Raw genomic sequence first — 24,389 nt, forward strand, 5'->3', positions numbered from 1 at the left:
TGGAATTTTTCATTTTGCATATACTACTTTTGAGCCTGTTTACCAACGCAAGCCATTTTGGTGTTTTGAATTCCGACTAAGCTTTTATGTTGCACAGATTATTACATCTTTGACAACACTGGTTAAAAGCGCGTTTTCTGGTTATTCGTAGTTCTAGTCCAGAATAATTTTCCTCCTATAAAGGACAGCAGGTACGACTGCTCGTCCTTTTTTATTGCCCCAAATACTTTTGTAACAATTCCAACGCTTCATTAATGCTCCCATTTAAATCATCAAGTTCAGCATCTTCTGGACACTCCTGCAAAATCACTACCGCTCGACTTATGACATCTTGTAACTTTTCGATATCGATAGAAGTTGTAATAATTCCCTCTTGTTCTTGCGAATCAGCTTTACCATAGCCATTGTGCATGGACATCGGGTTTTCTAGCATCTAGCTCACCCCCTTAAAAAATGCAGGATTTTCCTTTCCATTATCGAATTAGTAATGTTTGAAAAGGGGGTGTAATATGGCAGAAATTAAAGTAGGACTTACACAATTTTTAGATTTCACACTGAAAAGTAGTGCAGCTAAAACAAACTTTGCGAAAAATCTAAAATCTCAACCGGAATACCAACCAGCTTTTGATTACTGGAAACAATTACGAGACACTGTTATTAAATTTCATCAAAACGAACTACCTTTTGAATGTTTCGAAACATTAGTGCAAACGGTTGATCAGAAGAAAAAGCAAAACTACATTGATGTCATAAAACAGTACAAAAAATTTATTAAAAACAAAGACGTCTCTTGGTTCGATCCAGGTAAATCACATTGGATATCAGATGATTTAATCGTCCGCTCATCACCTGAACTCGGTTTGCTCATTAATGATGAGCCGCATCTTATCAAACTGTTTTTCAAAGGAAAAAAAGAGCGAATTGATAAATACAACATCAACTCAACGCTGACATTATTAAACGAATCGACATTTTCAAATGAACATAACGATGTGAATTATACGGTTCTTAACATCCAAAAGAACAGAATGTATACGAATAACTCTATTAATAATGATCATTTAATAGCGCTTGAATCAGAAGCTAACCAGCTTTGTTATATATGGAATAAGATGTAAAGAGTACTATTCATCTCTTTCAATACCTTTTCCATGCATAATTTGGGCACAATTTTCACAGATCCTATCAGTTTAGCCCACCCTGCATTGTTCCTCACGAACAATGCAGGGTGGGCGTTTTTTCGAAAATAGTTTCTTTCACCATTTCCGCATCCTAACTCACCTCCTCCGAAAGAGTGATATAATGAGCTCTCTCCACTAAATCAGCGTTATCCCCCTGATTTTTAATTGATGAAGAAGTTCTTCGTTTTTTAGAACATGCAAAAAAAAAACGTTATTATATCGCTTATCTTCTTGCTATTACATGTGGAATGCGTAAAGGTGAAATTAATTATGTTCATTTTAATAAAACACATAAAGATTCCTTACCTAAGCCAAAAGGAGATGGGCCAAATGGTGGGCGATTACAATCTCATCATGGATTACAACAAGAATGGGCAAAAAATAATTTCAGTCAGTATGGGTATGATTCGAAACTTGCTCCAACAATAACTGTCGAGACTGGAAAAGGACTACCACATACAATCATTACTAATGCTCAAACTGCGAGACGAAATGAACGGGTGGCTTCAGGGGTAGGGAAATGGAGTACTACTTTACAAGAAGAAATGCAATTCATGGTGGGTGATTTAACTAAAGCTGGTTTTTCACGTGATACTACTAGCCAAGTTCTTGAACAACAATACAAGATGCTAGATAAACTAGGAGTTAAATATGAAAGGATTGATTATTAATGAACAGATTAGATAATATCAGTAGTGTGTATAGAATTGATGCCAAAAAATCTCCTTCGAAAGAAGAAGAAATTAAAGCGCTTCAGGATTTTTCAACAATAGATGTACCTACAGAATATATAGAAATAATTCAGCTAGCTTCAGACATTGAAATTAATGTTAACGACCAAATTTATATTCGAATTTGGGGAGCTTCGGGGTGCATTGAAATGAATGAAGCTTATGAAGTGCAGAAATATCTCCCGAATTCACTCGCAATTGGTGATGATGAAGGAGGCGGTGCATTAATCTATCTACAGGGTAAAGATGGTTTTGGAATATACTATAACAGATTCGCAGATTTGGATATTGAGGAGGCAGTGAAAATTGCAACATCGCTAACCGAATTATTAGAAAATAATGTAGGTGTGAATACTTTATTAGACATTTAAAAAAATTTAGAGACCTTGATTGGCTTGCCTTTCAAGGTTTTTTATTGGTAACGATATAGGTTTTGTAACAACTATGCTATTTTTTACAAATGTTTTAGATTCCAGTGTATGGGGGTAGTGACAGAGTTGTTGTCATAGACCGCAAAGTATGATTCGATAAAATTATAAAAAGTGCACCGTACACTTTTTGAAAAAGGTTTACCGATGAAATATGATGAAATAAATGAGTACTATAGAAAACAGGCGGAACAAAACGCCATAGAGAAAACTAAGGAGACTCCAGAAGATGGAGAACGTAAGAAGCAAGAAGATCATCAAAAGCTAATGGAAAATATCTATGGAGAAGAAATGATAAAAAACGGTGAATTAAATATGAATAAAGAAACATTTGGAGAATAAATAAGAAAAAAGCCGCCCAACAGGACGGCTCTTTTTACATTACTTAATCGTTACATGCTCCGCTTTAATCCATCGATTACCACCTATATCAATAGCATCTAAGTGTTTACCCCAAACACGATAAGGAACCGTACCATCGATGTTATCAATATGATTCGTACACTCAGGTTCGCTATGAACCGCAATTCCGTATCCTGGAGGATATTTAGAGTATGCGCAGAACCATTGCACATCAAAATGCTCTAATTTCGCCCACTGCTTCTCGCTACCTAAACAAATCATATCCTTATCACCGCCACCCCAATATCCCTTAAAAATAAGATACGGGATTTTTTTCGTGATATTTCCTGTGTATTGCGGATCAGCAGGATTCTCATATAAATTCACGCCATAACCATCTGCGTATTTTGAAGTTGCGATTCCGATCCCTTCAACTTTCTCATTATCTTGTTGCGGTTGTTCTTTTACCTTTTCAGTAGTTTGTGATTGGTTCGTAAACCAAGCTAATGACTTGCTACCCACAAGATAATTCAAATCACATTTACCGACACCAGGTACATTTCCTGTTTCCGTGTATTGCCAAATATCGCATGGATACGCTGGTTTATTTCCACCATAACGCGGAATCCATACAAAGTCATATTTCACGTTTGCCATTCTACATAATCAATTGCTTTATGATCTATCCCTAAATTAACAAGTGCCTTTCTTGGCGCTCCGATTCCTCCGAATAATTCAAGTATTTTAATCAAAGCCACCCCTCCCTTCTTGCTATTAAAATAGCGTTTTTATTAAATTCCCTAAATACAACCGCTTGTTCATTACACTTTGCTCTATCATTGCATTTACTATTAGTAATACGAACTTTTAGAGGTGAATTATATTGGACGAGTTTTTATCTTCTACTGCATTAAATCCGTGTTCGATTGGGCCGACACTTCCACCTATGCAACCCTTTCAATTCCCTACAGGTCCCACTGGTTCAACAGGTACTACTGGACCGACCGGATCAATCGGGCCAACTTGGAATACGGGATTGACAGGGAACACCGGACCTACTGGTATTACTGGACCTACTGGCGACACCGGTTGATTTCCCGCATTATTGTTGGTCCTCTCCATATACCAGCTTGCTTCCATTCCTTTTTCATTTTCCCGACATAAGAAGGACTACGATCATACATAATGCTAATATCTTTATCTGGAATGCCTTGTTGATTCAATTCGCGCACACGCTCCGGAGTAAGTCCGATGGGTTTGTCTTTTCGTTTTCCACCGTGCTCTATCGGTTGTGTATCAAAATATCTACCCAACTGACGTAATTCTTGGCCAGTCGGGCAATTTTGACAGACACTAATACTGAAACACTCTTTTTCCGAACGATTGTAATAACACCTTCTGCATTTCTCCTCAATAATATCGCCAATTTCGTATGTGATTTGGATGCGTTCTACTTTCGTTTTACTCATTAACTGAATTATTTCACATACACTATTCACTATCGATGCCATTCTTCTCTTCACCCCTTGAATAATTTTTCCAAATCAATACATACTATTTTCAAGCCGTCATATTCACGGCTAATACTTCTTTCTTTTGTTACAACAGAAGCAGGTAGATTCGTCACTTATCTGCTTTCTCTGTATATTTTTTTAAATATCTAAAAGACTACCTACAAGCTGTTTGAACTATCAGCTTCACTCTTCTTGTAATGGGAAAGCAATTTATCACAATTGACTAGCTCATTCGACTCGCTGGCAGACAACCAAAATTGTTGTCTGCTTTTTGTATGAGATTTTTCATTATACATATACTACTCTTGGGCCTGTTTACCAATGCAAGCCATTTTGGTATTTTGAATTCCGACTAAGCTTTTTTATTGCATAGATTATTACATCTTTGACAACACTGGTTAAAAGCGCGTTTTCTGGTTATTCGTAGTTTTAATCCAGAATAATTTTTCTCCTATAAAGGACAGCAGGTACGACTGCTTGTCCTTTTTTACTTATACTGCGTACTTTCCTTTTGGGTAGCCTCGAACAACATTGCTCACGCTGCTCCCCTTTTCCCATTCTGCAAACCTTTGTAACCAAGCTCCCCAACGTTCTTGTATGGAAGGATATTGATTTTGACAGACGTACCTTATCTGTTAATCATTCCCTCTCGCATATTACCAAAGAGTTTCATGAGCCTAAAACATCTTCAGGAAAGAGATTAATTGTTTTACCTGAAATTACTCTGCTGGCTCTTCAAGGACATCTTCAAAAAATCAATGAAGAAAAAGAACGGTATGGCGATGGAAATAATAATTATGATTTAGTTTGCCCAACCTATAATGGTAACCCGTGCAATTTCAGAAGTTTGACACAGCTCCTGAAAAAGCTTATAAAGAAAAGTGAGGTTCCTAATATTCGTTTGCAGGATATAAGGCGTAAATCCGAAAATCGTAAGTAAACGATTAGGACATAAAAGAGTAGGGATCACATTAGACACCTACTCATATGTATACCAGACCTACAAGAAAAAGCAGTCGAAGATTTTGCAGTTACGGATTTTGCATAAAAAATACTAGCTTATCCGTGTGACATTGAGAGGAGTCAAAAACATGAAAGAAATCAAATCTGAACAAGAATTCAAAGACATCATCGCAAGCGAGGAGCCAGTAGTTGTTAAGTTCTTTACAACATGGTGCCCGGATTGCGTGCGTATGGACAACTTTATCGGAGATGTAATGGAAGAATTCAATAAGTTTGAATGGTATTCTATTAATAAAGATGAATTCCCAAGTATCGCGGAAGAGTATCAAGTAATGGGTATTCCAAGCCTGCTTGTTTATCAAAATGGCGAGAAGCTTGGCCACTTACATAGTGCTAACGCAAAAACTGAAGAGCAAGTTACTGAGTTTTTAGAAGCATACTAAGAAACGAAAAACCTCTGAAAATATTTTCAGAGGTTTTTTCGTTTCTTAGTATGCTATTTGTATTTTTCTCTTTATAGAAAATGAACATTTTTATATTATTCTCCTCTTCTTATCCACTAATTTTTTATCATTTCTTATATATTACTCCCACGAGGAATTACGAAGAGTTATTTTGTGAAATATATATATGAATGGAATTATGCGAATCATTATTCACGCCACCTTCTCCTATACCATAATCATCGTTAATGGTTTAAACAATTTTCCGCTTTGTACTTTTCAACATTTTTTTCCTTAACGAAACTTTGTTATCCCCTTCTTAAAAAGCTATAAAACGTCAACAATGTTTGTATAGACCCACACGAGTTTCGTTTGATACTCTATGTATAGAAAGAAATTCCTTGTAGAAAGGCGAGTGATTAAAATGGATTCTCTTTCTCATAAAGAAGCTGATAAAGGTGCTATTGTCAGCATTATAGCCTACATATTTTTATCCTCTATGAAAATCATCATCAGTTATATTACCCTCTCTAGCGCATTACGTGCTGACGGTTTGAATAACTTAACGGATATTGGTGCTTCTTTAGCAATATTAATTGGCCTGAAAATTTCTCGTAAGCCTCGTGACCCAGATCATCCATATGGGCATTCGCGTGCAGAACAAATCGCATCACTTGTTGCTTCCTTTATTATGGCAACGGTCGGATTAGAAGTTGTTATTAGTGCAATTCAATCGTTTTTCAATCCGAAACAAGCAGCACCTAATGTACTTGCTGCATGGGTAGCTTTATTTTCTGCTGTCGTTATGTACGGTGTATACAAGTATACGAAAAAGATTGCAATGCGAACAAAAAGTAAATCATTAGAGGCTGCTGCAAAAGATAATTTATCAGATGCTCTTGTAAGTATTGGTACAGTAGTAGGTATAGTCGGAGCACAGTTCCAAATGCCTATTTTGGACCCTATTGCAGCTTTACTTGTCGGTCTTATTATTTGTAAGACCGCGTGGGAAATTTTCGTAGAAGCTTCTCATATGCTAACGGATGGAATTGATCCTGAAAAAATGGATGAATACGCTGATGCTATAGGGCATATTTCAGGTGTAGAACATATTGTAGATATTCGTGCTCGTATGTATGGGAACCAAACGTATGTGGATATTACAATTGAAGTAGATGCTCGAATGGATGTTAGCGAAAGCCATTGTATTACTGACAATATTGAAGATATGCTTCGAAAAAAATTCGGAATTTACCATGCTCATATTCATGTGGAGCCCATGCAAAAAGAACCTATTATGACATAGGTTCTTTTTTAATGAACGCCTTATGAAATATAATACATAAAACGAGCCAGCTACCGCCCGCTGCCCATCCGGCTAATATGTCAGATGGATAGTGCACGCCAAGATAAATTCGGCTAACTGAAATAGATAATACAACGAAGCTTGCTATAAAAATAATCAGCAACTTTTTATGCAATGAAATACGATCTTCTGTAATTGTGACGTATGCAATAAATCCTAAAAAAGCAGTAGCATTCATCGTATGACCGCTCGGAAAGCTATATCCAGTTGCTGTAACAAGCTGCGTCACATCAGGTCGTGCTCGTTCATACCATAGTTTGAGCATGCTGTTCAAATAACGTGATCCGTAATAATTAATTGTTAGAAGTAATGCACTTAATATTTTTTTTCTAAGAAGAAAATACATTACAAGTATAATGAGTAACGGGAAATATATTCTTTTTGAACCGATAAAGGACACCCAAGTAAAATAGGTTGTCAAATACTCGTTTCGGAAACTTTGAATAAAGTGTGCGACTACATTATCAAATTTTTCAATACAAGCGGTATGATACGAAAGTGATAGTGCGACAAAACAAATGAGTAGTGTACAACTTAACAAGTATAAATGTCGGTATCGTTTCACATACATAACCTCACTATGCAAAAAAATGGAGCGGTTGTTTTAGTTTTCCTCTCCATTTCTTTTTTATGCATAGTTTATTAAAAAATATTATTGTTAATTTTTTGCTGCATCGTTGGAATATCTTCGTTTGTTACTGTAAAGCGAATAACCTTCTCATCAAGATCAAGTGCTTCTGCGAATAAACCAGCCAATCCACGTGATTTTCTATCTACTTCCATAATAATTTCTAATCGGTCGTGGGCACTTGGCAAAATTAATAATTCTAATTCATCTAATTTCCCATAATACTCTCCGGAAACTGGAATAAACTCAAATTCTTGCGCGAATGGAACTTGCTTACGTAATCGATACGGTAATTCTTCGCATTCTACATGACGCGCTTTAAAACCTAATTGATTTACACTATTTAATACACTGTTCAATAGCGCATTCGGCAATACTTGAATATAATCACGGTCACTTGGATCAATACTACGTTTAATATCAAGACCTGTATGAACCCAAACCGTTTTCATTCCAAGTGTTAGTGGTGCTTCAATTGGCATTAAAAACGAAAATGGAATTTCCACTTTTTCATTTGGCTCTACAGAAAATGGATCTGTTAAACGAACTCGCTCTAAATCATACGATGCAGTTACTTTTTTATCATCCACTTCTCTTACATATGACGTCGACAACGTTAAGTAAATGCTTTCAATTTCTTGGCTAACTGAACCTCCAGTTATATGAATCTTCCCTACTATCTCTTCTCCAACTGTATACTCATCTCTTTCAAGAACAGTATCTACTTTTGCACTTCCAATTCCAACGCTTGCTAAAAACTTTTGAAACATGGGGTCTCCATCCTTTCTAAAGCGTAAGCTACATCTTTTTTCAAATCTTGTACATTTTCATAGTATGGCGCTTTCATTTGTAACATTCGCATCAGCATGTCGCGATTATATTCTTCCAGCACTAACTCTTCATACCAAGGTTTTTCCTTTTTTTCAGTCGATTGATAACTAGCATACAATAAAAATAATACGAAATGACCGAGCGCATAAAAGTCGCTACGAAAGTGAACTTCTCGCATCAAAGCTTGTTCACCTTCATAAGTTATAGCTCGCTCATCACCCTCACCTTTCAATTTAGCCAATCCAAAATCAATAATACTAATCTGATTTTCTTTCATTAATATGTTTGGAATACGTAAATCTCGGTGAATGATACCTTTACTATGAAAATACGAAACAATTCCTAGTACTTCATATAAAATTTCAAAAACTTCACGTTCATCATATACTTGCCCATCTAAGAAAATATGATCTTCGAAATTTTCCCCCGGCATATACTCCATCACAAAAAAGTTCTTTTTCTCCCATATGAAATGGTCATGTAGCTTAGGAATTGACGCATGATTTAATGTTTGTAAAATCACTTTCTCTTGCTCAAATGATTTTCTACCAGACTCATATCTTTGTTTACTTTGCCTTAATTGTTTTAAGACTTTATATTTATTTATTTGTAAATCATTAACGACATATGTAACCCCATAACTGCCCATTCCAATTACTGATTCAATCTTATAACGCTCTGCAACGATTGTATTTTTTCGCAGTGGTCTATCAAATAAAGCTAGTATACGACGCCATTTCATCAGCTACTTGAAAAGAAGCTACGGCTTTTACGTTTTCTTTTATAATGCTGATGCCCATAACCAGATGAACGTCGTTTATAGTCGCTACTTGAATAAGAGCGCCCTCTATGACGATAATCACTACTTGAATACGAACGATGTTTTTTCTTTCCTAATAAAGAATCAATAATTTTTTTGAACATCCCTTCACCTCTTGTATAAAATTTCCTTTTAATTATACCAACAATTCTTGTCTATATTTGTGACAAGTTTGTAAAGAGTAAAAAACGACGAGTTAAGCCCGCCGTTACTTTCAATCTTCCTCTTCATCAAAAACTTCATCAATCATGCATTTCTCTAATAAATACTCAAATGTAATATCTGCCAGGTCCTCAATTTCTTCTCTTTTTGGAACGTACCCTCTTTCAATTAGTCGCTCATAAAAAAACTCCGCAATCTCTTCCGTGTCAATTACGACTTCAATTTCCTTCATGAGCATCACTCCTTTATTTCTGTTTTATGAAAAAATCTCAAAATTATGTATATGAGATTAGAAAAATAGTTTTTCTTTTTTATAAGTCATATCATGTAGGTAAAGGGCATACGATGTTAGTACAAGCTATCCAAAGGGGGAAATAATAATGGAATACCAATATGAAGTAGATCAAGAAGTAGGGCAAACAAAAGAAGAGTTCATGCATGAAGATCAATGGGCAGACTCTCTTATTAAATGGCTTTTTATTTTTTTAATAATTGTAGGCATACCTTATACTGCATATGTTGTTGTTCAATTTATTCTCTCTTTCTAGTTAACTATTTTTTCTCTGTCAATTTAACTAAATAATTTTGAACAACATCCATAACAATTTTATATTCTTCATCTTTAAATGTATCGAATAATAAATGATAATCATTATAAATATCTAATAACCCATCAATAATTTCTTGGCGATTCGTCTTTACACTTACTTTTTTCGAATTGTTAATTGACTTCAATTTTCCTAAATCTAATTTATTCATACCCGCTTTATCTTGTTTCATTTTCTTCAAAATTGCATTTGCCGTTTGTGCATTGGCAAGTAATGTTAAATCCGATTCATCAGCTTCTAACCATTCACCATCAGTAATTCGTGACAATTCATATATAGTATCTTCCCATGCATCATTTTTATATCTCCATACTTCTGTACGAAAACCAACAATACGAAAAACATCTTTATCATATCCAGTTACTTGCACGAGATCACCAAACGTAAAGTTATAATTTAATTCAATCCACTCTGTGTCGCCCTTTTTCATTTCCTGCTCTGTAACATGCTGTAAAGTTTGTTCTACATAAAATCCATCGTGATTATTTACTTCGTATACGTAAACTCCATCTAAAACTTTCATATTTGTAACTTTCCCAACGGTTCCATATAGCGTAATCACGACTATGTCTCCTACGTTATATTTAGGTTGTTTTTTCCTTGCCATCAATATCTCTCCTTTTTTAAACGTCGTGATTTTGATAACAGTATATGCAACCTACATAAAAACGCTTATCACATAAGCTTATATTCATAAATTTTTTCAATAAAAAAGTAGAATTTGTATATAACTTAAAAAAGCTAGTATTTAAACTAGCTTTCACTTTTCATTTATGTTCTAACAACAAGACGTATTGTAAATAAAAAAGCATAATGAATACTTCACTTCTTTCAAAGTAATGTATTCATTATGCTTTCATTTCCCTAAAACTTCATATCGTTATCTCTCTTGTATATATAAATCCCATGCATCATCAAATATAGACATACTTTCTAGCATTCCACTTAACTCTAAGTATGAACTAATTACATCATAGTCTTCAGATTGCTTCGGAAAACTTAAATCATCATACATCGCCTCTGCTAAATCTGATATTTCATTTTTAAATAAAGCTGCACGGTGCTTCATCATATAATGGTAAAATGTCTTTTTCAAAAATATTCCCTACCTTTCTAACTTGGGTACATTATACAAGGCAAAAAAGAAAAAAACCAGCATAAAAGCTGGTTAAAAGTCGAAATAATTCCTTTTTAATAAACGTGGTCTTCCCATCAACTCTTCGTATGTTAGTTGTTTTGGCAAATCTTTCGTATAAATTAAAAACAACTGATCTTCAATTTCTTTTACAGTATGGTCTGCTTGATAGTCCATTCCACATGAGGAACAAGTAATACATGGTGTCTCTTGGATTTCAATGGCTTTCGTACCATCTGGTAATTCCCAATATACAGTATTCAAGCTTTCTTTCGCTTCTGTACTGTCACACCACATACAATTCATACTACGTCACCCTCATTTTTTTTGTCATCATCTAACTTTGCTATTTGTGCTTGATATTTTTTATCTTTTAATTGATCACGCTTATCACGTTTATCTTTTAAAGAAGCATGCGTTTCATTGACTTCATAATCTTTGCGGCGATTCATACGTTGTAAATCATCTGGAACAAGATTAAATTTCTTATCACTCATCAATCCTGCAACGCCGATATCAGAACGTTTCTCTTCATAAGTCGGATAAATTTCTTTAAAGTAGCCTTCTGCTCTTCCTGGGATATAGTTTTCTGGTTCTGGATACGTTGTAATAACCCCTTCAAAGTTACGAAGAACAACTTTATCCGCACTTTGTGAAATTAAATAGTTTGGCTGAAGCGCAATTTTTCCGCCTCCACCCGGTGCATCGACAACGAAAGTTGGTACTGCATAACCAGACGTATGTCCACGTAAGCCTTCAATAATTTCAAGACCTTTCGAAACTGGTGCACGGAAATGACCGATACCTTCTGATAAATCACATTGATAAATGTAATATGGACGAACACGAATTTTCACTAAATCATGCATAAGTTTTTTCATAATTGGAACGCTGTCATTAATTCCAGCTAAAATTACAGCTTGGTTTCCAATTGGAACACCTGCATTTGCAAGCATTTCACATGCTAGTTTCGATTCTTCTGTAATCTCAATAGAAGTGTTAAAATGAGTATTTAACCATACTGGATGGTATTTTTTAATTATGTTACACAGGTTTTCTGTAATACGCTGTGGGAATACAACTGGTGCTCTCGTTCCGATACGAATAATCTCAACATGCGGGATTGCTCGTAAATTCTTTAATACATATTCTAAAATTTTATCATTAATTAGAAGTCCATCACCGCCAGAAATTAAAACGTCACGTACTTGTGGTGTTTCACTAATATAAGCAATCGCATCATCTAATTGCTTTTTCGGTACGCCCATTCCAATTTGTCCACTAAAACGACGACGTGTACAGTAACGACAATACATAGAACATTGATTCGTTACTAAAAATAGTACACGGTCTGGATAACGATGAGTTAATCCTGGAACTGGTGAATCTTCATCTTCATGAAGAGGATCTTCTAAATCATATTTTGTTTTATATAACTCTTCCGAAATCGGTACTGATTGCATCCGAATCGGACAGCGTGGGTCATCAGGATTCATTAGCCAAGCATAGTACGGTGTAATGTTTAACGGGATCGTTTTCGTTGAAATTTTAACGCCTTCTTCTTCGTCAGGTGTTAAGTTAATTACTTTCTTTAAATCATCTAAAGTTTTGATCGTATTCGTTAATTGCCAAACCCAATCATTCCATTGTTCTTCTGTAACATCTTTCCATAATTCAATATCCTTCCAGTGACGATTTGGTTTGTATACATCATGTAACATTGCTATTCCCCCTTTTTATACGCTCATCCTTTATATAAGCAATAATTATGCCAACTTCATATTCTTGATAAGTAAATGCGAGAAATACCCTATTATATAAGAGAATAAATATTTTTAAGTGCTGTACTAAAACGATATTTACTATCATATTCATTACTTGTTATATATGTAAACGCTCTTTTATTGGTGCAAACACACAAAAACCGCCGGTTATTCGGCGGTTTTGTCATACTTGCTCAGTTTATATTGAAGCGTTTGACGCGGAATACCTAACATTTTTGCTGCTTGCAAAATATTCCCTTCCGTTTCAATTAACGCTTGATCTATTAATTCCTTTTCCATTTGATGAAGAGCTTCCCTAAGTGGTAATATACTTTTCTTCTTCGGAAGTTTCTCTTTCCGAAATGTTCGTGGCAAGCAATTTGCTGTTAACGAATTCCCTTCTGTAATAATGACAGCATGTTCAATCGTATGCTTTAACTCACGAACATTTCCAGGCCATTGATAAGCTTGTAATCTTTCTTTCGCTTCCTTATCAATTTGAAGTACACCTTTTTTATAACTTTTATTATATTCTTTCAAAAAGTAAGACGCTAATAACAGTACATCCTCAGTTCTTTCGCGAAGCGGCGGGATATATAATGAAAACACATTTAATCGATAGTATAAATCAGTGCGAATTTTATTTTCTCTTAAACATACTTCTGGAGGCTGATTCATTGCAGTAATAACGCGAACATCTACTTTTCTCGTCTTATTATCACCAATGCGACGAATAACTCCATCTTCTAATACACGTAGCATTTTTGCTTGTAAATCGAGCGGCATTGAATTCAGTTCATCTAAAAATAATGTCCCTCCATCTACAAGTTCAAATAATCCTGCTCGTTCGATTGCCCCTGTATAACTACCTTTTGTCGTGCCAAACAGCAAACTTTCTAATAGCGACTCTGGCAAAGCTGCACAGTTTTGTGCAATAAACGGCTTATTTTTTCGTTTAGAAGCTTCATGAATCGCTTGTACAAATAGCTCTTTCCCCGTTCCAGTTTCACCATATATTAAAACATTCGCATCGGTTGGCGCTACTTTTTGTGCTAACTCTTTCGTCTGTTTAAAGCGGGAATCATCAGTTACAATTGTCTCGAATGCAACATGCTTTTTCACCGTTTTTTTGCTAGTCGATCGTTTTATTTTCGATTGTAGATCTACAATCGTATCAGTAAGCTTTTGAATAGTAGAATAATCTTTCGCAATTTCTACAGCACCAGCAATATTTCCATCTATTAAAATAGGTAACGTTGTATTGACCGTACAAACGTCTTCCCCATTTAAATTTTGGTAATGTTGAACTTGGTGTACGATTGGTTTTTTTGTATCTAATACTTTCATCAACGTACTTGTTTCTCTGGATAATGACGGGAATGCTTCTAATAAATGCTTTCCTAGCACATTTTCAATTTTAGATCCATCATGTTTTGCAGCAACTGTATTATAAAATATTGTAATCCCATTTTCATCTACTGCATGTATGGCCTCATCTATACTGCCCAAAATCGCTTCAATGACTTCCTGTGTCGAAACTGCTAGCAATGTCATCCCCCCTTTTGCCGAAAATCCAGCAAATTCAACGCCGGATTTCCGGCACCCTCTGTGCGATTATAAGCATGACGATTCCGTTCTATTATTTTGATGAAATGTATATATATTTTTATTGCTTATTTATGGTTAAGTGAAACTTTAATCAGTGGGGCTTTATTATTAACCCGACTCCCACTTAACTTCTTTGCTTTACAGCCGAATTTTGAGGCGGGAGTCTTACTGCTTTCGAATAGCTTGATAAATCTTTCACCCATATATTCATATCTTCCAACTTATCAAAAATGTAGCAATTATTCGCAAGCCTTCCCGTATATGTATAGCCTAATTGATGAAAGGCTGCATTCATACCGAAAGATAGCGAGCGAGCAATTGTATAAGAACAAAAAATAGATTTTTCTTGGAGCTCTTCCTCCAATTTAATTAACAGACTTTTCATGAAACCATGTTTTCGATATTCAGGTAATGTAGCACAATTCGTTAATTCTGCATTACCTTCTTTCACGTTCATTTCAGCAGATGCTGTACTAATAATTTTCCCCTCGAATTCATAAACATAGTAAATTGTATCGTCTTCCTTCATCGTCTGCTTTACATAATTCCCATCATTTAAAGGTGTCGGATAAACTTCAAATACTTTTCCAAAGACAATTGCTAATTCTTCCGCATCCTCTTCTGTCGCTTTTCTTAACACAAATTCCTCTGGGACTATTTTTTCTTTCACTTCTTTTTCTTTTACACCACTTAAAATAGTATCTTCCTCAGTCCAATGAATACTATTTCGTCTTTCATCATTATGATATTTCACGAAGAAGTGCGCATCGTGCCCTTGAAAATAATGAGGTATCGTTGCTTCCAGTAAGAAACCGAAAGAGAGCCATGTTGAAACATGCTCTCCCTTTCCTTTAATAATACATTTAGTGAAAGAATGTTTCTTTGCTAATTCATCGATTGTTTGTATGATGCTTTCAACATTTCCTGTATAGTGATCAACTCTAATACGTTTATTAAAATAATCTAAAACCCCTTCTACTGTATAATGCTTTGTCTGTTCACTAAAAGATTCATAGTATTTCATTTTTTCACCTCACACCAATCTAGTAATGTACATGCAATTATTTTTGCGGCAGCAATCATTTTATCAACTTCTATATATTCGTTTGGATAGTGTGCTACTTTCGTCTCTCCTGGACCAAATACTATCGTGGGTACGTTAGCTATTTGTGTGAACAAACCTCCATCTGTTCCCCATGGCGAAGCTTCTATAATCGGCTCGTTCCCTTCGATTTCAACAAAGTTATGTTGAAGCGTTGTAATAAGTGGATGATTTTCTTCTAGTTCACCAGGAACCCATCTAGCCCCAAACCATTCTACTTCTACAGGATTTTTTACAAACCAACTATCCACATCTTTTAATTCACCAATCCAGCCCTCAAACTCTTCTTTTGCTGCCTCTATAGTCTCATTCGGCGCAATACCACATCTTCCTTCTAAAATTAATGAATCGGGAACAGAACTTGGCCAGCTTCCCCCTTCAATTTTCCCGACGTTAATTGGAATTGGAATCGGAATCCCCTTAAATAACGGATCTGTAATTCGACCATTTCTCTTCTCTTCTAATTTTCTCAAATGCTCTACAACAAACATACTTTTTTCAATTGCACTTACTCCTTCATAACGTGTACCACCGTGTGCTGCTTTTCCTTTTATATGTAGACGAAACCACATTGATCCTTGTTGTTTCGGAAAAAACTTCATATTCGTCGGCTCAGGAATAATAACGCCATCTGCCTTATATCCTCGTAAAATAGCAGCTAATGTTCCTGCCCCACCGCTCTCTTCTTCTATTACACTTTGAAAATGTATATCACCTTTTAGTTCAATACCAGATTCAATAATCGCTTCCATCGCAAGCATAAGTGAAACATTGCCGCCTTTCATATCTGTTGTTCCACGTCCATATATGCGGTTTCCTATTTTCTCTCCACTATATGGATGATGGTCCCACTGATTTACATCCCCTTCTGGCACGACATCAATATGCCCGTTTAAAATCATAGATTTCCCTTCGCCACTTCCTTTTAAAGTCGCTACAATATTCGGGCTATCTGTAAAACTTGTACGAGGTGATACGAAATAAGGGTGATCTTTCATTTCATTAAAAGCAGGCTCCCAAATATCAAGATCTAGACCTAACTCACGCAACTTTTCAATAACAATTGCCTGCGCACCACTTTCATCACCAGATACGCTCTTTTCTTGAATTAATCGTGTTAAAAATTTTACACTCTCTTCTTCATGACCCTCAATATAATCACAAACTTGTTTTTTTAATTGCTCCATATATTACAACTCCCCTCATTCAATTACTAGTAAATTTGAGCTTATATGAAAATCAGCTGCCGTATGTCGTTTTACATCTTCTACAGTATATGGACTCATTAATTCTTGTAAGACAAGTCCTCTTTGGGTCACTTCCATGACAGCCATGTCTGTAATAATTAAATCTACACATTTTTTCGAAGTTAATGGCAATGTACATTCCGAAACAATCTTTGCATTTCCGTATTTATCAACATGATTCATCACAACAACGACCCGCTTCGCTTTTTGCGCTAAATCCATCGCTCCTCCAATACCTGGAACGCGTTTTCCTGGTACAATCCAGTTCGCTAAATCACCATTTGCACTTACTTGTAACGAACCAAGTATCGTAACATCAAGTAATCCTTTTCGAATCATGCCAAACGCCATGCAGCTATCAAAATAACTTGCTCCTGTAATAAGAGATGTTGGTAAACCAGCTGCGTTACATAAATTCTCATCTTCATTCCCTTTACTTGGCGTTGGTCCCATACCAACAATACCGTTTTCCGCATGAAACATAACATTCATATCTTCTGGCAAATGATTCGGTACAAGCGATGGAATTCCAATACCTAAATTTACAAGCATACCATTCTGAATTTCTTTCGCTGCACGTCTTGCAATCTTATCTCTTACTTCTACGCCCATACCCATTTCCAATTCACTCCTTCCGATGGCACGATATAATTTACAAATACACCTGGGACGACAATTTCTTCTGGATCTAAACTTCCAAGTGGAACAATTTCTTCTGCTTCTACAATCGTTATGTCACCAGCCATAGCTACGTGTGGATTCATATTACGAGCGCTTTTATCAAATACAAGATTGCCAAACGGATCCGCTTTTTTCGCATATACAATTGCGACTTCAGCCGTTAAAGCTGTTTCAACTAAATATGTCTTTCCATTCATTTCAACTGTACGCTTTCCTTCTTCTACAATCGTATCAACACCAACGTCAACTAAAATACCACCAAGCCCTACACCACCAGCGCGAATACGCTCTGCGAGTGTTCCTTGCGGAGAGAATTCAATTTGCAATCTTCCTTCATTTAATTGTCTTCCCGCATTTGGATTTGACCCAATATGAGAAGTAACTAAAGATTTAACCCTTTCATTCGTAACAAGACGACCGATTCCTACATCAGGAAATCCAGTATCATTTCCTATTAAATTTAAATTTGTAATGCCTTTATCTAAAACAGCTTGAATTAAAGATGGAGGGGATCCGATTCCTCCAAATCCCCCAAACATTAATGTCATATCATCATGGAACAAAGAAATTACTTCCTCTATTTCTTTTAATTTACCGAATGTATTTGTAATAGTTGTCATGCGATACTATGCCCTCCTTTTTGCATCATCTCTTCCACGCTCTTTACAAAAATTGAAAGTAATTCATCTAACTCGGAATATGTAGTTGTCATTGGTGGTGCAACAAGCAGTGCACTATCCTCTTTTCCTGCTTGCCCTGAAACAGCTTGGTATAAGAGCAGTCCATTTTTAGCAGCAACTGAAATAAGCTCCGACGCTTTTGTAAACGGTTGCAATTCTATTCCAATTAGCAATCCTTTTCCACGCACATCGGCAATGATTGTCGATTGTTGCTGAACTTTCTGCAAACCTTTTAATAAATACTCTCCCTTTTCTGCTGTTTTTTCAGGTAAATTATGTTTCTCCATATATTCAATAACAGCTAAAGCCGTTGCTGCAGACAATGGATTTGCACTAAGCGTATGCCCGCTCATTACAGAACGTGATCCACGTAAAATTGGCTCCATAACACGGTCACTTACAACTGTTGCTGCCATTGGTGTATAACCCGCTCCTAGCCCCTTACCAAGGGTCATAATATCCGGTTCTACACCCCAGTGCTCCATCGCAAACCATGCACCAGTACGACCAAGTCCAGTCATTACTTCATCCGCAATAAATAATATATCGTAATGACTACAAATATCTTTAATTACTTTATAGTATTCTTTCGGTGGGACAACCGCTCCTCCAGCAGCTCCGATAATCGGTTCAGCAATAAAAGCTGCAATATGTTCTGCACCAATTCGATCAATCGCTCTTTCTAGTTCAGTCGCACAAGAAAGTTGACATGTTGGATATACCTTTTGTACAGGACATCTAAAACAGTATGGAGCTGGAATAGTCGGATAATCTTCCAAAATAGAAACGAAACGTTGTCTGCGCAGTGGATGCCCAGACATAGATAAAGCTCCCATTGTAATCCCGTGATAGCTCATCCACCGTGACAAAATTTTATGTTTCCCTTGAATGCCACGCTCCTGAAAATGCTGAATTGCGATTTTCATAGCTGTTTCATTTGCTTCCGTACCACTATTCACAAAAAAGCTCCAGTTCAAATCTCCTACACATAAATCACTTAACTTCTTCGCTAATTTTTCAGCTGGTTCACTCGTAAACTGTGATCTATAAACGAAAGCAATCTCCTCTGCCTGTTTTTTAATAACTTCTGCTATCTCTGCTACGCCATGTCCAATACCTGCCGTAATCGCTCCAGACGAACCATCAAAATATTTATTTCCGTTTTGATCATACAAATACACACCTTTTCCATGTGAAATCATCGGATACGGCTGACCAACAAGTGGTTTAATTAAGTAATCGCGCATAGCGCTCCCCCATTTCTTCAATTTGTATATGTATATGAAGAAAATTGACGTTTCTTTCATAAAAAAGAATCCTCTGCAAAAGCAGTGAATTTATCAAAAAACTATTATAAAATATACAAATGACTGCTAAATATTATTTTAAAAACAGAAAATTCAGAACTTGAAATGAAGACCAACCTTACCTGTACGCTTAAATACCCCTTCCTGATTTAAGATAACAGCAAATTGAATATTTTTTTAATATAATATCAACTTCCCTCAATTGCTGACATTGTGTAAACTTCGACGGAACTCCCGTTATTCTCCTTCCTATTATCCTACTTTATATTGCATATTTTCAAACAAAATTCGACATTTTACTCCGCCTCATTTATCGTAACTATTTCTTAACAAATAGTACCACCTGTTTAGAACAATAAAAAAAGAACCGATTAACCACATTAATCAGTTCGGCACGACGCTCTTTTATCGGTATTACCTTATCCAACGCATCACTAAAATTAATAGAAATACTCATAATACAAATCCATAATTCGTCCCACAGCCTATAGCACCAAATCCTCCATAACTTCATTCCCAATAACTATGGGGATATCCCCATCCCAATGGTTCCACTCCTTCCATCAAAGTTAAACTACCTTTCCTTTATAATTTATGTAGGACAATTATCGATTTGTATGTGTGTTTGCCTATAAATAAAAAAATCCCCATTTTAACTTTTCCTTCTAGAAAGGCAAGTTTTTTGCATAACCTCTTTCTAGCTTCGCATATATTTGTAATGATGATAAAGGAGGAATGTTCATGACTCAATCCGAAATTGAAAAATACGGCCAAGAAGCTGCACGTTACGAACAGCTCGCTCGTTACTATCAATATAGCAATCCTAAAAGATATGTAGAACTCTATATGAAATACTATGATGCAATTACAAAACTTGTACAAGCATATGAAAAGAGAGATTCACAAGAAGCGACTTTACCGTCACATATGAGAATCTTCCACACAGCTCCCCATACACCAGCAGTTGATATTATAATAAACGGACAAAAGGTTATTAAAAATATTTCTTTTAAACAATTCAGTCCGTATTTATCATTAGTGCAAGGTAAATACCGTATTGATATTGTCCCTGTCGGAAACGAAACTCCAATATTTTCAGCATTAGTACCAATAATGGGGAATCACACTTATACCCTTGCAGCGGTCAATAGCGATAATCATCTCCAATTACAACCCATTCTTGATAATACTCATTTACCATCTGGTCAAGCAAAAATACGATTTGCACATTTTTCACCAGACACTCCAGTTGTAAATGTAAATTTAAAAGATGGGGATCATTTATTTGAAAATGTACTCTTTAAGCAAATAACAGATTTTTTACAAGTTAGCCCTGGTACAGCAGATATTGAAGTTTCACTTGCTGATACAAAAAAAGTTCTATTAACCATTCCAAAATTCAACGTTGAACCAAATACAATTTACACAATTTCAATAGTTGGTTATTCAACTGAGGATCCAAAATTAGAAACCGTTATACTTACAAATTAAAACAGTCTACACCATTCGCATGGTGTAGACTGTTTACTTTTGAAACGTAATTTGAAATTCTGTCCAATCGTTATCCGAACGACACAATATGGATCCTTTATGTTTTTCTACAATTTGTTTACATACAAATAGTCCAATACCAGTTCCTAGCTTTTTAGTAGTTACAAATGGCTCAAAAATAGTCTCTACATTGTCTGCTGGAATCATAGGTCCATTATTTTTTATAACAATGCGAACAGCCTGATCCTCTTCAAATACATCAATGATAATTTTCCGCTCTTCTTTCACCGATTCAAGAGCATCAATCGAATTCATTAAAATATTTAAAACTACTTGCTTCACTTCACTCCGGTAACCAACGAGTGGAATAGGATACGGCAAATTCTTTTCAATCAAAACATTTGCATTAACTAAACTTGGATATAAGAATTGTATAATATCTTGAAATAAGTCATTTACCAAAAAACGTTCAGATTCATTCCACATTTCTTTTTTCGATACAAGTAAAAATTGCGAAATCCTAAAATTTAATTGATCTAATTCATGTGAAATAATATCTAAATACGATAGATTAGGGTGATCTGTCTTCAATAACTTTACAAATCCCATAATCGAAGTTAGCGGATTACGAAATTCATGTACAAAACTAGCCGACATTTGCCCTAGAATCGTAAGCCTTTCTTTATGTGTTTCATTTATATATTGCTGTTTTTCTTCTAAATTCCTCGATATAATTTCTGAGTATTTTAAAACGGTATAATAAATTAATTTGTCAAAACAAGTATGTATTTTGGCCATAATCGGTTTCAGTTCTCGAGCGCTTACATCCAATTCGCACATTGCTTCAAAAAGTTCGTTTCTTCCCACATTTGCATTGTAAACAAAATCTCCAATATTCGCATCTGCCCCTGCACGCTCAATCGCAATTTTCTCACATAATGGCTGAAGATAATTAATGTCTTTATCTTCCATAATAAGCTCGATAATTAACTCTAATAAATTCGCTCCATTTTGAACTACCTCTTGTTTAAATGGATCTTTTTCGGAAATTATCATTTTGTTTTTCCAGTTCTCTACGAATTGGTGCCTGTTGTTTTTCAAGTGCGAACAAAATACTTCTTTAATATCCTTATCGATTGGAAAAACCTCCATTCCCTCCATTTCCATACGACGAATACCCTTTATATTTTGAATATTAACACAAAAAATACATTTCGTTAATAGATTATTGTCACATTTTGTTAATTTCTGTTGATAAAATTTATTTTTCCCTTCTTATATAAATAAGTTTTATTCATATATCCCTTTTCTCTTCTCATTTTTTTAATTATTTTCCTGTTCAAAACTACTTTTTTTTTGCATCCTTTTTAATTCTTGCGTACAATAAGAAGTGAAAGGTGTGAAAAATATGGTAAATAAAAATGTGGAAGACTATCTCCAAGAAGGCATATATGGCCAAAAGCAAAACAAACCAGAAGAACGTAATATGTACTTAACTACATTACGTGAGCGTGTAGAAATCGCTTTAACAATCGGTCAAGTAATGCAAAGTAATGTGTATACAGAAGTAACGGGTAACATACGTTCTTCTCAATCATTACAACTATTCCTAAATGGAAGCATTGCTTACCCACATTTATCAAAATACATTAAATTAGCAACTGAAAAAAATATTCATTTTACAATTGTTCAAAATAAAGGTACTGAAACACCAATAGGTTTAGTACTCTCTCATAGCACTGCTGTAGATAAAGAACATATTTATGTCGAAGATGATATTTTCAAACAAGAAATGAAGTAAAAGGTACACTTGATTAAATGTAATCGTTCCGAGAAACGTAAAACAAACAATAAAAAACGAGTATGGAATCGTAAACATTTCCTGCTCGTTTTTTATTGCGGTGTTTAAGCTCGATCTACTTTATTTTTTAATACACACTAATTTCATTTCTGTCATTTCTTCTATTGCATATTTAATCCCTTCACGGCCTGTTCCACTCTCTTTCACACCGCCATAAGGCATATGATCTACTCTGAACGTTGGAATATCATTAATCATGACACCACCGACTTCTAATTCATCAATTGCACGCATTGCCTTACATAGATTGTTTGTAAATACACCTGCTTGTAATCCATAACGTGAATTATTTACTTGTTCTAAAGCCTCATCAAATTCTTTAAATGTATTTACAGTCATAAGTGGACCAAATACTTCTTGGCACTGAACAGATACATAATCTGGAACATTTGTTAATACAGTTGGTTCAAAAATCCTTGCATCACGTTTGTTACCACCGTATACAACATTAGCTCCTTCCTTAACTGCCTCTTCCACCCATGAATTTATACGTTCTACATCTTTTTTTGAAATAAGTGCTGATACATCTGTTTCTTCATGAAGCGGATCTCCTACTACAACGTTTTCCATTGCTTTCGTTAATTTTGTAATAAACTCTTCCATTTTGCGTTCATGCACAAAAACACGTTGTACTGAAATACAAACTTGTCCATTATTCACAAACGCGCCCCATTTTACACGTTCAATTATTTCGTCTGTCAATTCAACATCTTCATCAATAATTACTGCAGCGTTCGATCCTAATTCTAACGTCACTCGTTTCAACCCGGCTTTTGCCTTAATTCCAATACCTACTTTCGGACTTCCTGTAAAAGTAATACTAGCAACGTTCTCATCTTTTACTAATGCCTCACCTACAACAGATCCAGGTCCAGAAATTATATTGAAAGCTCCCTTTGGTAAACCAGCTTCTTCAAATAATTCTACCAATGCATACGAAGAAAGTGGCGTTTGGTCGGCAGGCTTTAGCACAATAGTGTTTCCAGCCGCAATTGCTGGGCCTACCTTATGTGCTACTAAATTAAGTGGAAAATTAAATGGTGTAATAGCACCAATAACCCCGATTGGTTGTCGAATTGTATACGCTATACGGCCACCTGCTCCTGGTGCAGCATCTAATGGTAACGTCTCACCATATATTCGCTTCGCTTCTTCAGCTGCAAACTTATATGTTTGAACAGTGCGATCTACTTCTCCACGTGCAGCACGAATTGGTTTTGCAGCTTCTTTTGCGATAATCTCTGCAAACTCTTCTCTTCTCTCATCCATTTTTTGTGCAACCTTTTCTAAAATAGTTGCACGGTCGTATGCGGATAATTTTTTCATTTCTTTCATTGCATTTTTGGCCGAAACTATTGCTTCCTTAACGTCATCTTCTGTACCTTGCGCAATCTCCGCTAATGTTTCTTCAGAATATGGTGCATACAATGGTTTATACGTCTCTACTGATTTCCATACCCCATTTATATATAAATGTTTTTTCATAGTGGTTCTCCT

General features: G+C 35.5%; 27 protein-coding genes and 5 pseudogenes. 11 read left to right on the forward strand and 21 right to left on the reverse strand.

Translation table 11 applies throughout. The features are described from left to right. Positions 1-211: 211 nt before the first annotated feature. Positions 212-433, reverse strand: coding sequence for a hypothetical protein (locus AC0IXC_RS05675; protein ID WP_040963065.1), 222 nt, complete (start codon positions 431-433; stop codon positions 212-214). A gap of 76 nt (positions 434-509) precedes the next feature. On the opposite strand from AC0IXC_RS05675, the gene AC0IXC_RS05680 reads away from it, so the two are divergent. The 4 genes and pseudogenes from AC0IXC_RS05680 to AC0IXC_RS05695 all read left to right on the forward strand — a co-directional run bounded on the left by AC0IXC_RS05680 (position 510) and on the right by AC0IXC_RS05695 (position 2,682). Continuing rightward, on the forward strand, positions 510-1,118 hold the full coding sequence (locus AC0IXC_RS05680) for a hypothetical protein (RefSeq protein WP_201067191.1): 609 nt from the start codon (positions 510-512) through the stop codon (positions 1,116-1,118). Between the two features lie 233 nt (positions 1,119-1,351). Further along, positions 1,352-1,852: pseudogene (locus AC0IXC_RS05685) on the forward strand (hypothetical protein); the annotation flags it as partial. Further along, positions 1,852-2,283, forward strand: a complete 432-nt coding sequence (locus tag AC0IXC_RS05690; RefSeq protein ID WP_341085919.1) for an SMI1/KNR4 family protein — start codon at positions 1,852-1,854, stop codon at positions 2,281-2,283. The pseudogene AC0IXC_RS05685 and the gene AC0IXC_RS05690, both read left to right, overlap by 1 nt. Positions 2,284-2,487: 204 nt before the next feature. After that, positions 2,488-2,682, forward strand: coding sequence for a hypothetical protein (locus AC0IXC_RS05695; RefSeq protein WP_012260894.1), 195 nt, complete (start codon positions 2,488-2,490; stop codon positions 2,680-2,682). A gap of 39 nt (positions 2,683-2,721) precedes the next feature. Here AC0IXC_RS05695 and AC0IXC_RS05700 read toward each other — a convergent pair. After that, a pseudogene (locus AC0IXC_RS05700) lies at positions 2,722-3,333 on the reverse strand (N-acetylmuramoyl-L-alanine amidase); the annotation flags it as partial. Positions 3,334-3,338: 5 nt separating this feature from the next. Beyond that, a pseudogene (locus AC0IXC_RS05705) lies at positions 3,339-3,434 on the reverse strand (DNA (cytosine-5-)-methyltransferase); the annotation flags it as partial. Between the two features lie 131 nt (positions 3,435-3,565). Here AC0IXC_RS05705 and AC0IXC_RS05710 point away from each other — a divergent pair. Then, positions 3,566-3,772, forward strand: a pseudogene (locus AC0IXC_RS05710) (exosporium leader peptide-containing protein); the annotation flags it as partial. Here AC0IXC_RS05710 and AC0IXC_RS05715 read toward each other — a convergent pair. Further along, a complete protein-coding gene (locus AC0IXC_RS05715) occupies positions 3,756-4,193 on the reverse strand; it encodes a hypothetical protein (protein ID WP_242489454.1) in 438 nt (145 codons plus the stop codon). The pseudogene AC0IXC_RS05710 and the gene AC0IXC_RS05715 sit on opposite strands and share 17 nt — an antisense overlap. Positions 4,194-4,920: 727 nt before the next feature. Here AC0IXC_RS05715 and AC0IXC_RS05720 point away from each other — a divergent pair. The 3 genes and pseudogenes from AC0IXC_RS05720 to AC0IXC_RS05730 all read left to right on the forward strand — a co-directional run bounded on the left by AC0IXC_RS05720 (position 4,921) and on the right by AC0IXC_RS05730 (position 6,908). Then, positions 4,921-5,244, forward strand: a pseudogene (locus tag AC0IXC_RS05720) (site-specific integrase). Positions 5,245-5,287: 43 nt separating this feature from the next. Continuing rightward, on the forward strand, positions 5,288-5,602 hold the full coding sequence (locus tag AC0IXC_RS05725) for a thioredoxin family protein (protein ID WP_000658777.1): 315 nt from the start codon (positions 5,288-5,290) through the stop codon (positions 5,600-5,602). A 424-nt stretch (positions 5,603-6,026) separates the two neighbouring features. Beyond that, positions 6,027-6,908 (forward strand): cation diffusion facilitator family transporter, encoded by an 882-nt coding sequence (locus tag AC0IXC_RS05730; RefSeq protein ID WP_002085782.1) that lies wholly within the window; start codon positions 6,027-6,029, stop codon positions 6,906-6,908. Here AC0IXC_RS05730 and AC0IXC_RS05735 read toward each other — a convergent pair. The 5 genes from AC0IXC_RS05735 to AC0IXC_RS05755 form a co-directional block, all read right to left on the reverse strand. After that, the gene (locus AC0IXC_RS05735; protein ID WP_002127255.1) at positions 6,898-7,533 is read right to left on the reverse strand and encodes a phosphatase PAP2 family protein; all 636 of its coding nucleotides are present in this window, start codon (positions 7,531-7,533) and stop codon (positions 6,898-6,900) included. The two genes, AC0IXC_RS05730 and AC0IXC_RS05735, sit on opposite strands and share 11 nt — an antisense overlap. A gap of 77 nt (positions 7,534-7,610) precedes the next feature. Further along, a complete protein-coding gene (locus AC0IXC_RS05740; protein WP_326996542.1) occupies positions 7,611-8,366 on the reverse strand; it encodes a sporulation protein in 756 nt (251 codons plus the stop codon). Next, entirely contained in the window at positions 8,348-9,169 is an 822-nt protein-coding gene (locus tag AC0IXC_RS05745) for a serine/threonine protein kinase (RefSeq protein ID WP_002031735.1), read from the reverse strand. Before AC0IXC_RS05745 ends, AC0IXC_RS05740 begins: the two co-directional genes overlap by 19 nt. Beyond that, positions 9,169-9,351, reverse strand: a complete 183-nt coding sequence (locus AC0IXC_RS05750) for a hypothetical protein (RefSeq protein WP_000473368.1) — start codon at positions 9,349-9,351, stop codon at positions 9,169-9,171. The genes AC0IXC_RS05745 and AC0IXC_RS05750 overlap by 1 nt, the downstream gene beginning before the upstream one ends. Positions 9,352-9,461: 110 nt before the next feature. Then, entirely contained in the window at positions 9,462-9,641 is a 180-nt protein-coding gene (locus AC0IXC_RS05755) for a YozD family protein (protein WP_002012644.1), read from the reverse strand. Positions 9,642-9,789: 148 nt separating this feature from the next. Between AC0IXC_RS05755 and AC0IXC_RS05760 the strand changes: the two genes are divergently transcribed. Then, on the forward strand, positions 9,790-9,957 hold the full coding sequence (locus tag AC0IXC_RS05760; protein ID WP_000456534.1) for a DUF3930 family protein: 168 nt from the start codon (positions 9,790-9,792) through the stop codon (positions 9,955-9,957). 4 nt (positions 9,958-9,961) lie between these two features. Here AC0IXC_RS05760 and AC0IXC_RS05765 read toward each other — a convergent pair whose 3' ends face one another. The 10 genes from AC0IXC_RS05765 to AC0IXC_RS05810 form a co-directional block, all read right to left on the reverse strand. Next, on the reverse strand, positions 9,962-10,624 hold the full coding sequence (locus AC0IXC_RS05765; protein WP_002012647.1) for a hypothetical protein: 663 nt from the start codon (positions 10,622-10,624) through the stop codon (positions 9,962-9,964). 273 nt (positions 10,625-10,897) lie between these two features. Further along, on the reverse strand, positions 10,898-11,113 hold the full coding sequence (locus AC0IXC_RS05770) for a YozE family protein (RefSeq protein WP_002085796.1): 216 nt from the start codon (positions 11,111-11,113) through the stop codon (positions 10,898-10,900). 72 nt (positions 11,114-11,185) lie between these two features. Next, the gene (locus AC0IXC_RS05775) at positions 11,186-11,458 is read right to left on the reverse strand and encodes a YokU family protein (protein ID WP_002085797.1); all 273 of its coding nucleotides are present in this window, start codon (positions 11,456-11,458) and stop codon (positions 11,186-11,188) included. Continuing rightward, entirely contained in the window at positions 11,455-12,873 is a 1,419-nt protein-coding gene (gene kamA, locus AC0IXC_RS05780) for a lysine 2,3-aminomutase (RefSeq protein ID WP_002012651.1), read from the reverse strand. Before kamA ends, AC0IXC_RS05775 begins: the two co-directional genes overlap by 4 nt. Positions 12,874-13,083: 210 nt before the next feature. Continuing rightward, on the reverse strand, positions 13,084-14,469 hold the full coding sequence (gene rocR / locus AC0IXC_RS05785; protein WP_002012652.1) for an arginine utilization transcriptional regulator RocR: 1,386 nt from the start codon (positions 14,467-14,469) through the stop codon (positions 13,084-13,086). A gap of 178 nt (positions 14,470-14,647) precedes the next feature. Then, positions 14,648-15,547 carry a putative beta-lysine N-acetyltransferase gene (ablB, locus tag AC0IXC_RS05790; protein ID WP_002085802.1) on the reverse strand — a complete coding sequence of 300 codons (900 nt, stop codon included), beginning with the start codon at positions 15,545-15,547 and terminating at the stop codon, positions 14,648-14,650. Continuing rightward, positions 15,544-16,812, reverse strand: a complete 1,269-nt coding sequence (locus AC0IXC_RS05795; protein ID WP_002012655.1) for a peptidase — start codon at positions 16,810-16,812, stop codon at positions 15,544-15,546. Before AC0IXC_RS05795 ends, ablB begins: the two co-directional genes overlap by 4 nt. A gap of 15 nt (positions 16,813-16,827) precedes the next feature. Next, positions 16,828-17,490: a CoA transferase subunit B gene (locus tag AC0IXC_RS05800; protein ID WP_471652694.1), complete on the reverse strand. Its 663-nt coding sequence runs from the start codon at positions 17,488-17,490 to the stop codon at positions 16,828-16,830. Beyond that, the gene (gene atoD, locus AC0IXC_RS05805; protein WP_002085805.1) at positions 17,475-18,173 is read right to left on the reverse strand and encodes an acetate CoA-transferase subunit alpha; all 699 of its coding nucleotides are present in this window, start codon (positions 18,171-18,173) and stop codon (positions 17,475-17,477) included. Before atoD ends, AC0IXC_RS05800 begins: the two co-directional genes overlap by 16 nt. Further along, positions 18,170-19,480: an aspartate aminotransferase family protein gene (locus AC0IXC_RS05810; protein WP_033708325.1), complete on the reverse strand. Its 1,311-nt coding sequence runs from the start codon at positions 19,478-19,480 to the stop codon at positions 18,170-18,172. The genes atoD and AC0IXC_RS05810 overlap by 4 nt, the downstream gene beginning before the upstream one ends. An 801-nt stretch (positions 19,481-20,281) precedes the next feature. On the opposite strand from AC0IXC_RS05810, the gene AC0IXC_RS05815 reads away from it, so the two are divergent. Further along, positions 20,282-21,031 carry a DUF4397 domain-containing protein gene (locus AC0IXC_RS05815; protein ID WP_002012659.1) on the forward strand — a complete coding sequence of 250 codons (750 nt, stop codon included), beginning with the start codon at positions 20,282-20,284 and terminating at the stop codon, positions 21,029-21,031. 33 nt (positions 21,032-21,064) lie between these two features. On the opposite strand, the gene AC0IXC_RS05820 is transcribed toward AC0IXC_RS05815, so the two are convergent. Then, positions 21,065-22,198 (reverse strand): BA2291 family sporulation histidine kinase, encoded by a 1,134-nt coding sequence (locus tag AC0IXC_RS05820; protein WP_002031784.1) that lies wholly within the window; start codon positions 22,196-22,198, stop codon positions 21,065-21,067. Between the two features lie 241 nt (positions 22,199-22,439). On the opposite strand from AC0IXC_RS05820, the gene AC0IXC_RS05825 reads away from it, so the two are divergent. After that, a complete protein-coding gene (locus AC0IXC_RS05825) occupies positions 22,440-22,832 on the forward strand; it encodes a YueI family protein (RefSeq protein WP_002141658.1) in 393 nt (130 codons plus the stop codon). Positions 22,833-22,952: 120 nt separating this feature from the next. Here AC0IXC_RS05825 and AC0IXC_RS05830 read toward each other — a convergent pair whose 3' ends face one another. Beyond that, the gene (locus AC0IXC_RS05830; RefSeq protein WP_002012663.1) at positions 22,953-24,377 is read right to left on the reverse strand and encodes an aldehyde dehydrogenase family protein; all 1,425 of its coding nucleotides are present in this window, start codon (positions 24,375-24,377) and stop codon (positions 22,953-22,955) included. Between the last annotated feature and the right edge of the window lie 12 nt (positions 24,378-24,389).

It is taken from the genome of Bacillus sp. AC266, from assembly GCF_979253805.1.